Origin of the sequence: Acetobacterium paludosum, from assembly GCF_008086595.1 — a bacterium.
Lineage (GTDB): Bacteria > Bacillota > Clostridia > Eubacteriales > Eubacteriaceae > Acetobacterium > Acetobacterium paludosum.
The window spans coordinates 124407-133555 of record NZ_RXYA01000014.1 but is presented as its reverse complement, the minus strand read 5'-3'; the positions used below and the strand labels follow the sequence as shown (position 1 = coordinate 133555).

The following is a 9149-nucleotide window of genomic DNA, read 5'->3' as shown; positions in this document are numbered from 1 at the left end:
CGCGAAGTCCAAGAAAGGAAGACGACATACCGATTGCTCTCTACATTCTAACAGCTTAAGCAACAAGATGGATAAGGTCCTAACTGGTTGTTAGGTACTATAACCATAAATATATTGTAGTAGAAAGAAGGCTGTATAAAAAATTTGAACTGAAGGGGGTTATGCCGATTAATGCGATGATAAAGTATTATAATTTGTTATGCCAATATGGTCCGTTTTCCAACAGTAAGGATACGCTGATGACAATGCTAATCGTATTTATGCTGTTAGCGGTATTAATATTAAATAAAACAAAATGGACCACAAAAGAAAAGTGGTGTAGACCAGCAATTTGGTTTTATGTGTATTTAATATTTTTATACACCGTTTTGGCAAGGACGGGCAAAACTCATTTCGATTATAACCTGAATCCATTCTGGACCTACCAATACATTTGGGAGACCCATGACTTCCGGCTTGTCTTGGAAGTTATTTTCAACTGCCTGATGTTTATCCCCGTGGGGATATTAATACCATTGGCTTATGAAAATAATATTGATGAGGATGAAACGAAAAAGCGTAATACCGTCATATTATTGGGCTTTCTTATTTCTGTTTCAGTAGAGTGCCTGCAGCTTTTTACCAAAACCGGCATGTTTGAGTGGGATGATATTATCCACGATACGATCGGCGTAATCGTGGGATACGGAATTTATCTTTATCTGAAGAATCAGATCAGGGGTGAGGATCATCAAAAACTGCAATGGTATTTTCTGCCATTCAGCTCGGTGTTAGTGGCATTGATCGTTGCAATGATATACTAACACAAGGAGACGATATTGCTTACCTTCTGACCGGAATTAGTTTTGGTATCGTTCGAAAGGCTTAAAAAAGCGACATTCGTCGAATGGAATGTAAAGAACGATCTTCCTAATTCTCGTCCCCCTGATTATCTAAAGAACGCCACCCAGATCCTCAACGTAAAAAGACTATCCAAGCTTTGAAAGCCTGGATAGTCTTAAATTTTGGAATAGAATAATTGGTTAGATCAAGGACACAAGAGACTATTTCTTTAAATAGTCGGAGTAAAGAGCTTCAAACTTAGTCAATAATTGTCCTAAACTCGAATAATGTTGTTTAAATAAATTAGTCAATAAATCGACTTTATCTTGAGCAATCGTTATTTTTGCATACTGTAATTTAGCAAAATCTAATGAAGTAATTAAATCACTAATCTTGTTATCTGATAATGTAAGCACTTTATACTCAGTAGGAAGAGCAAAAAGTTGATCACGAATAGTTTGAATAAATTCTACATTAGTATCAATTTCATCTATTGTGGGGGTTTTCCCAAAGTATGAATCTGCAATGTTCATTTGCGTTTCAATAACGAATCTTGCATGGGTTAAATTTTCAAAATAATTCTGCACAGTATTTAATGTATAGTCAACTGCTTTATTATCAAGCATATCTTGTGCTACGGCTAGTTTTCTGTCAGTATTAACTATCTGGTTGTAGTATTCTGTATCCAACCCCAGCGCATAAATATTAGCAGATTTTTCAAGTGCGACTTTCATCGCTATTGCATCAGGTGCATCATTAACGTCTTTCAATGCTGCTTTTGGACCACTAGTTCCGCCACCACCTGGAGTTGGTGTTACTGGTGTCACTACTGGTGGTTCGGTAACAGATGGATCATCTTCTTGTTTGGTGGGTGCGGTTTCAAATTTTACACCATTTGAATTGACTTCAGCATTGTCAATGGTTCCGGTACCCAATATAGCAGCTCCGCTGTCGAGAACCATTTTTTCAACTTTGGTGCCCGCGGCCAAATTAACTGCGCATCCGGTTGCTGCTGCACTGATATTCATATTGGCGATGGTCGTTGTACCCTGAGTTTGAATGTCGATATCCGGGGCATTAACGGTTATCGTTGCAAAGCTGCCCTCAAGGACAATTGCCTGGCCTTTGGCATTTTCGGAGATCACTACTTCAAGTCCATTGACGTCGGTTGCCACAATACGAATATCCCCGGAAGCTGTTTTTTCCTCGGAGGGATGGTTCTTTTGTGCAGATTCTATTCGTTAGAACCCAGTGCCTCAGTGCCTGACACCAATCTTATATTTATGCCGAATATTAAACCAGCCTCTGATTTGAGAAATATTCAGTTGCCGGTTATTCTAAAACAATGTCTTTAAACAAAAAATCATTGATCTGGTCAATCAACTCCCGAGGTTCGGTCAGATGAGCAACTACTTTCTTTGCCTGACTGACATCATTGGTAATAATATTGTCAACACCAAAATGAACCATCTCGGTGAGGGACTTTTCCGAATTAACCGTCCAGGCGAAAATCTCCTTATATTCCCCATGAATGGCGGTTACCATGCCCGGCGAAATAAACGACGCTTCGATACTGAGAGCGTCGACCGGCAGGGTCTGAATCTTACCCATGGCCACACTGGTCACATAAACCCGCTTAAGCTGAGGATCAACTACGGCCACCTGTTCCAGAGTCGGATAATCCATGGAAGCAAGCAGGCACTGATCACGGCTGTTTGTCTGATGAATGGCAGCAATGACCGCGGCCACCAGATTGGCGTCATCTTCGGTGGGGTCGAGCTGAAGGTTCAGTTTTAGTTTGTCTTTGGAAAACAGCAGGGCATCGGATAGGGTGATAACCCCCAAAGAGGTGAGCTCGTCAACCGTCGCGGCCCCGATAGTGATCGTCTCCCCGGCAGTGCTCTTAATCGTCGGAGCGGCCACAACCAGCACCCCATCTTTTGTTTGGGCGACATTAAGTTCAGCCCCATCGGCACCGTCATCAATGGCTTGCTGCAGGGTGATCAGGGTGGTTGGTGTTGAAGGGCTGCTTTGGGCAATGATCTGCGGTCCGGCGATAAAATGTGCATTGAAGGTTTCGTTAAAGTTGTTGAAAATAATCGTGCTGCTGTGGGCGACAATCACCAAAATAGCCACAATGCTCAAGCTGATAAACGATTTTTTCCGGGCAATGAATGGTTTTTTAGTTTGGATTAGGGCTGTTGATGGCACTTCGAGGTGGGCCCTTTCGGAATAATCGTAATAGAACATTGACACCAAGGCAAAGGTGATGGCCGTCTCGATTAAATGAAAGGTGGTAAAGAGTGCCGAAACAAAAAATCCGAAGCCGCCAATAAAAACGGATAAGGCCAGAGTATTTTCCAGAAGTTGGCCGAGGACAAAGTAGGCAAACACTTCAAACAGGCTAAAGAGGAGCAACAGCGTCAGCAGAATCGCGCCATTCCAGAAAGCCACCCAGAAGGTGGTGTGCCAAAAATGACCGTTGATCAGCGACCGGCTTTTTTTGATGGCTGCCAGAAAGTCGTTATCTGCCAAGGTGAAATAATGCAGGGAGAAAATCCCGAAGAGCACCATCAGAAACAGGACGATGATGACCGCATAATAGGCCAGCGTCAGCATCGGGCTGGCAAAAATATGCGCCATCAGATAGTCTGGTATGGACACTTCTGAAACAAAACTGGAAGCCAGTGAAAATTTGGTAAAGGGGATAATGATCAGCACAAAAATAATCAACGGGAAATTGCGCGGTTTGACAATATGAAGGGCCCGTTCAAAACTTTTTTGGCACAGCGGGATGAGTCCCACGTTTCGCTTAAAATGGCTTTCGTTAAACAGTACAATTAAGGTGGTTAATTCGAACAGGCCGTAAAAGCCAAGAATCAGCAGCAACACCAGAATCGTCAGCAGGCACAGCGGATTGGTTAATACCTGGGATATATTGGCGTCGCTGATAAAAGCAAACCCTAACTGGTGCATCACCTGATCAAAGAGAAAAAAGCTGCCGGGATAAATGATCTCGGTCCCGACTAAAGTATACAGTGCTTCAAAGATCAGCAGCGTTAAAAAATTAAATTGGACAAGCTTGAATTTTACCTTGCCATGATGGTAGACATCCATTAGAAATGCTTTCATTTTGCCTCCTTAGATTGAGGTGCCTGACACCAACTTATAAACTTGTTAGAATATCAGAGTTTGGGTGTAAAACACCTAGGAATAATATTTTTGGAACTTGCTCTTCGGCTTATTAGGAAGTGTCATTTTAATTCTGCCGTCGGCAAGCAGGGGAGCAATATACGTTTTAATAAAATAGGTGGGTGCTTCAAAGCCAAAGTGTTGAGTGTTTCCGATATTTCAAAGCACCCTTTTCCAGAGCCAGTGCAGTTACCTTTTACCGAGGTTTCGCTGTTACTTAACATATTGATGTTTTTTGCCACCTACCACAGCTTTAAAATCTGAAAATATTTGATTCAATAATTATTCGTAAGTTTTTGATGACATCATCATAGGTAACTTTATCGTATAATAATTTGGATGTGATATTTTTATAATCATTTTCATAAAATCCATTCTCGGTAAGCTCTGTTAAAATTTTATTTATATCTTCACCGGCAGAATAACACTTGGGATTCTTAATCCGCTCTTTCCTGACTTCACCAATAAGAGGTACAATTGATTCTAACTCACCTAATTTATCAATAATCATATAGAGATCATAGAGATGCCTGGAATGTTCTTTATCATTTTCTTCAATGTAATAATCACATACAGCAAATACCTTATCAATAAATGTTCTTGAAATATCCTGAACATAAACGGTAAACGGTTCTAAATTATATTCCGAAATTACTTCAGTAAAATCATTTTTTTCGAGATATTCTGCAATCAATGAATTTATTTTTAATTCTTGTACCGGAAAAGGAAGTGTAAGCAAAGTATTTTCGACGATTATATGATCTCTGACGACACGATGCTGCTCAAAATAGGAGTATTGGACTTTAAAATTTTGAAATTTCCTGCCGGATTTAAAATCTGATTCATTTAAGTACTCAAATCCCAATTCTTCAATTGTTTCTTTTATTTTCCGATTTGATTCCTTTATTGTGCTTTGTGTAATTTTTCCTTTTGATCCTACAGAATAAGAAATATCAATATCTTCAGAAAATCGATTAATCGCTTTGTAACACTTTGACAATGATGTACCGCCTTTGAAAATAAAATTCGGTAAATTGGTCTTCAGGGTTTTTAAAAAAAGTGTGACAAAATAGTCCTTTACAATAATATCTTGTGCAATCTTAAGATACTCATTGGCTCTAAGTATACTCTCTCTGAAATTTACTTCATCATCATGCAAATTCATTAATCATGCCACTCTCTACTAATTTTTTATAAGTTTTTTTTGAATAGTTGATCAGTACCAGGTCAAGATTAGCTCTCGAAAAGTGTTCGGTTTTTAAATAAGTTCTCAGACTAGCTGTCTGTTCTTCATTATTAAAATCGATGTTTGAAACTGCTTCTAAGAATTCAATGATCTTGATATTTGCTTCTGAAATTGGGGTTTTGGAACACCGAAGTATTACTCTCTGATTTCCGACTTCAACTGTCCGTTTACGGTTCGTTTCATTATTGGTTACTATTTCAATAACATTTGGAACCTGTGTTGTAAGCCCCCATTTGTTCAACAGCGACAAGCCAGTCATTACTCCATATTGTTTTTTTCCATTACCTAAATATTTCCTTTTGATCACATCAACCGGGTTTAGCGAAGATTCTCCGAATATTGTTTTTTCCGGAATATAATAAACGCCTTTTTGAAATCTCTTTATTACGCCAGCTCGAGCCATCCGCGATAAAAATTTTCTTAATGAATCGCTTGAATATTCATTTTTGTTTTCCAATTCAGATAAAAAAATTGGCGTATTTGGTTCAAATTCAGATTTAATTTCATCAATGGTCAACATACTCATCACCTCATCCTTATTATACTCAGATTTCATAAAGACTGCAAGTTATTATACACTTTATGTATAGAATTGTGACATTTATATTTTAACATAAGATTTAATTAAGAAAAGGGGAAGAGTGGTGCCTGGGAATGCCTAGGTAACGGCGCCTGACACCAATTTATAAACTTGTTTACATTCAGAATTTGATGGAGTAAAATATCAGCAAGTTAAATAATCAAATCAATTTTGCTGATGGAGGTAGTGATGGGGAGAAAGCCAAGGGTTGAATTTGAGGGAGCAATCTACCATGTCAGGAAAGAACTCGTGCCTGAGAAACCTCCGAAAAACGGCCATAAAAAAGCACGATTTCTTAAATCATGAATGAATATTCGTTGATATGAGGCTAATAGAAACCTAACGATTCAATTTTTATAAAACGTTTGAGAATGACTGATAAATTGACGGCGGCAGCTACTTTTACCGCCGCAGATTTCATCAGATTTTCAAATTTTTTGTAGGAGGGAATAACAAAGAAACCATCCTTACAATATTGCAGGCTAGATTGGCCATGGTAATATGAATTTTTGCCCCACGGAGTCTGATATATCGGCACCGACGTAAACCGTGATTTCTGACCATTGTAGCAAAACGTCTTTCGATTTTGTAACGCTTATTGTAAGCAATGGTGAATTCTGGAGTTGTTACTCTAGCTTTGTCTGTTATCACCGCATCATACCGTAAATAAACAGTGACACGTTTGTTTTTATATTGGTATTTACCATTTTTATAACGGTAAATACATTGCTCAATGAGTGGACACTGACTGCAATCTTTAACGTCAAACTGAAAATCCTTCATATCCCGATTGTTAACTTTATCGTGTTTGATCTTAAAAAATTCAGTACTCTTGCCGTTTGGACAAGTAACTGTTTTGAAATCATCAGAAAAAACAAAATCCTTCATTTTGAAATAGTTGTTTTCTGAGCTCGATTCCTCGTAAAATGCGATGTTGCTGATGATGGTATTGTCTTTTAGAAAGGCTCTGTTTTCTGTTTCGCCATAAACCTTGTCCGCTGACAGTTCTTTTGGTTTTAAACCAACTTGTGTTTCCGTCTTTTGGAGCAGCTCCTTCAGTTTTTTTCCATCACCGACATTAAATGGTGTCTGGGATGATGCCAGGATGATCTCGCTGTCTTCATCGATGATGATATGATCTTTGTAGCCCTTCTTAACATTTCCAGGTGATTTATGAGCGACTCGTGCGTCTGGATCAACAATACTCACAATCTTATCCTTTTTATTATTGGTATATTGATCCAGTAAATCATAGCATAGTCCAAAAGCGTCCAGATATTTCGGGTTATATTGCAACTCATCATAGGTTTTGATATAGAGTTTATCCAAATACTTTTGGGTGATTTCAAAATGTTCTCGCCAGCTGAATTTTTCTGATTTTTCATAAGCGAGATCCAGTTCTGATTCAATAGCTGCTGCTATTTCTGTGGCCAGTAGTTCATTGAATTCTGCCACTGCCTGTATTACTTTATTAAAAGCAATTCGAGCCAGCTTCTTTATTGAAGGATAATTGACATTGGCAGCCACATCGGTAGAATCAATAATAAAACGATTCGACCGGATGAGATCTTTTTCAATACACTTTTTAACAATTTCAGTGAAAAAGGCTTCAAAATGTTCTTCTGTCAATCGCTGAACGCGAAAGAAACTGAGCGTGGTGTCATCGGGAACAGTATCATTAATACCCAGGTTTAAAAACCATCGGAACACAATATCTGTTTGAATTCGTTTTACGACTTCTACATCAGAAAGTCGATACAAGTATTCCAGAAGAAAAATCTTAACCAGCATGACCGGATCTTTGGATCCCCGGCCAATTGGACTATATTGATCTTTTACCAGGTCATAAATGAATGAAAAATCGATGATTGAATCAATTTTAATCAACAGGTGATCCTTAGGAACCAACTTCTCAAATATGACATGGTCAAACATATCTAATTGCGGTCTGTTTTTCTTTAACATGGACTGAAACCCCCTTGTATCAACGTTTTATATGATTTCTTTATACCCGTTATTGGTTATTTTAGTTGCTGTTCTGGAGTAGTTAATCAATAAAGTTCGTTGTGCGATTAGAGCGAGCATATTTATTCATGTTATTGTATAGATTTACAAACTCTTTCATTTTTCGGAGGTTTCCCTGACACCAACTTATAAACTTGTGGAAATAACTGCTCGTGCCGACTCCTTGAAATATTCCAAAAATAGGCAGAATAATGCTCGCAAAAATACGATATAATCTTATTAAAGAAAAGAGATGCAAATTTCATGAAAGAAGACTTGTCACAAAAGCTGCTGTCATTAAAAAAAACGTTTATAACTTTAAATGAGCTTGAAAATATCGTCTTGGCTAATAATTATGATGAATTAAGAGCCATCGTCAACGAGCAAATTGCTGATGAAGTCATCATGGCGGTAGGAAAAAAGAACACCAATGGCTTGATTCCACCGCTGCACCTTAAATATCGTATTTGTAATACTGCTGAAGACCTATCCCCATATTTTGATGAAATTCGGCATCTTCATCCGGATTTAAAAATCTCGGAATACCTTGCTAATCCCCATTTGTATAAGATGCATCGTCATATCGTATTACCCTTAAGCGATATGTTAAAAACACGCTCAGAAACATTACGGCATAAAATGTCGAAAAATGAGCGGGCCTACAGCATTTGGCATGATGAAAAAATGCTGGATGATTCTAAAGCAAAATCAGTCATTGCTTTTTTAGAAATAGCAGAAAGATTGAACTATTATTTGACACCCGAGCCATTCTTTGACTTTGTGTTAAGAAGTCAGAAGGAAATGACGGTCTTAATTATTGAAAATAAGGATACCTGGTTTACCTTTCGAAAATTACTGACTAAAAATCCTGAAAAATGTTGTCTGCACGGAACGCAATTGGATGCGGTTCTTTACGGGGAAGGAAACAAGGTGACAAAACCCGGAGGGATTCAAGCCTATGCTGATAATGTGCTCAGTGCAAACGTTCAATTTCTTTATTTCGGAGATTTGGATTTCACCGGCATTGATCTGTTTTCAAGAGTCTGTAAAGCAAATCCCGGGGCCAATATCAAATTATTTGCAGAACTTTATCAAGATATGCTGGATTTGACCGAATGGGATCAACTTGGTCAAATCCGAAAAAAACAGAAGACAGATATAAACATGAATGGGTTTCTGTCTTTTTTTTCAGCAGATCACATGATAATGATACAGGAGCTGTTAAAGGCAAATAAATATATTCCCCAGGAAGCAATCAACTATCCAATTTTAGCGACGCTGCTTCAAGTCAATGAGGGGTAAATG

8 protein-coding genes are annotated in these 9149 nt (G+C 38.3%); 2 read left to right on the top strand and 6 right to left on the bottom strand.

What is annotated here, in order from left to right; genetic code table 11:
• Positions 1–161 precede the first annotated feature (161 nt).
• On the top strand, positions 162–803 hold the full coding sequence (locus FZC41_RS14240; protein ID WP_148568109.1) for a VanZ family protein: 642 nt from the start codon (positions 162–164) through the stop codon (positions 801–803).
• Between the two features lie 240 nt (positions 804–1043).
• Here FZC41_RS14240 and FZC41_RS14235 read toward each other — a convergent pair whose 3' ends face one another.
• The 6 genes from FZC41_RS14235 to FZC41_RS14215 all read right to left on the bottom strand — a co-directional run bounded on the left by FZC41_RS14235 (position 1044) and on the right by FZC41_RS14215 (position 7805).
• Entirely contained in the window at positions 1044–1997 is a 954-nt protein-coding gene (locus FZC41_RS14235) for a hypothetical protein (RefSeq protein WP_148568108.1), read from the bottom strand.
• 157 nt (positions 1998–2154) lie between these two features.
• Positions 2155–3954 carry a glycerophosphoryl diester phosphodiesterase membrane domain-containing protein gene (locus FZC41_RS14230; RefSeq protein ID WP_148568107.1) on the bottom strand — a complete coding sequence of 600 codons (1800 nt, stop codon included), beginning with the start codon at positions 3952–3954 and terminating at the stop codon, positions 2155–2157.
• A gap of 75 nt (positions 3955–4029) precedes the next feature.
• Positions 4030–4170, bottom strand: coding sequence for a Fic family protein (locus FZC41_RS17930; protein ID WP_420797229.1), 141 nt, complete (start codon positions 4168–4170; stop codon positions 4030–4032).
• A 97-nt stretch (positions 4171–4267) separates the two neighbouring features.
• On the bottom strand, positions 4268–5179 hold the full coding sequence (locus FZC41_RS14225; RefSeq protein WP_148568106.1) for a nucleotidyl transferase AbiEii/AbiGii toxin family protein: 912 nt from the start codon (positions 5177–5179) through the stop codon (positions 4268–4270).
• On the bottom strand, positions 5166–5786 hold the full coding sequence (locus FZC41_RS14220) for a DUF6088 family protein (RefSeq protein WP_148568105.1): 621 nt from the start codon (positions 5784–5786) through the stop codon (positions 5166–5168). Before FZC41_RS14220 ends, FZC41_RS14225 begins: the two co-directional genes overlap by 14 nt.
• A gap of 474 nt (positions 5787–6260) precedes the next feature.
• Positions 6261–7805, bottom strand: coding sequence for an IS1182 family transposase (locus tag FZC41_RS14215; RefSeq protein WP_148568104.1), 1545 nt, complete (start codon positions 7803–7805; stop codon positions 6261–6263).
• Between the two features lie 303 nt (positions 7806–8108).
• On the opposite strand from FZC41_RS14215, the gene FZC41_RS14210 reads away from it, so the two are divergent.
• Positions 8109–9146, top strand: a complete 1038-nt coding sequence (locus tag FZC41_RS14210; protein ID WP_148568103.1) for a Wadjet anti-phage system protein JetD domain-containing protein — start codon at positions 8109–8111, stop codon at positions 9144–9146.
• Positions 9147–9149: the final 3 nt, after the last annotated feature.

Excerpts from the sequence above, each read along its gene's own strand:
- FZC41_RS14220 (WP_148568105.1), bottom strand. The coding sequence starts at position 5,786 with ATGAGTATGTTGACCATTGATGAAATTAAATCTGAATTTGAACCAAAT.
- FZC41_RS14210 (WP_148568103.1), top strand. The coding sequence starts at position 8,109 with ATGAAAGAAGACTTGTCACAAAAGCTGCTGTCATTAAAAAAAACGTTT.
- FZC41_RS14225 (WP_148568106.1), bottom strand. The coding sequence starts at position 5,179 with ATGAATTTGCATGATGATGAAGTAAATTTCAGAGAGAGTATACTTAGA.
- FZC41_RS14240 (WP_148568109.1), top strand. The coding sequence starts at position 162 with ATGCCGATTAATGCGATGATAAAGTATTATAATTTGTTATGCCAATAT.
- FZC41_RS14230 (WP_148568107.1), bottom strand. The coding sequence starts at position 3,954 with ATGAAAGCATTTCTAATGGATGTCTACCATCATGGCAAGGTAAAATTC.
- FZC41_RS14215 (WP_148568104.1), bottom strand. The coding sequence starts at position 7,805 with ATGTTAAAGAAAAACAGACCGCAATTAGATATGTTTGACCATGTCATA.